Annotated in this window: 1 protein-coding gene; it reads right to left on the bottom strand. The window is 70.3% G+C overall.

Annotated features, from left to right (window positions below; translation table 11 throughout):
* Nucleotides 1-239, bottom strand: a 239-nt coding sequence (locus SB772_RS45230; RefSeq protein ID WP_410839180.1) for a cation:proton antiporter, incomplete at both ends; no start/stop codon positions are given.

The following is a 239-nucleotide window of genomic DNA, read 5'->3' as shown; positions in this document are numbered from 1 at the left end:
CCAGGGATTGCGGCGGATCCAGCGCAGGTCGAGACGGCTGCCGAGTTCGAACAGCAGCAGACCGAGCGCGACATCGAGCAGCGGCCGCGCGGCCATGGCCGTATCGACGTCGATGACGCCAAAACCCGCCGCGCCCGCGATCAGGCCAACGATCGCGTAGCCCGAAATGCGCGGGAGCCGCCAGGCGCGATAGCAGAGTTCGCCGAACAGCCCGGCAGCGAGCAGCGCGAGGCCTGCCC

Origin of the sequence: Paraburkholderia sp. SIMBA_030, from assembly GCF_046535245.1 — a bacterium.
Taxonomy (GTDB): domain Bacteria; phylum Pseudomonadota; class Gammaproteobacteria; order Burkholderiales; family Burkholderiaceae; genus Paraburkholderia.
The sequence above is the reverse complement of the archived record's forward strand: the minus strand, read 5'-3'. Positions and strand labels throughout refer to the sequence as shown.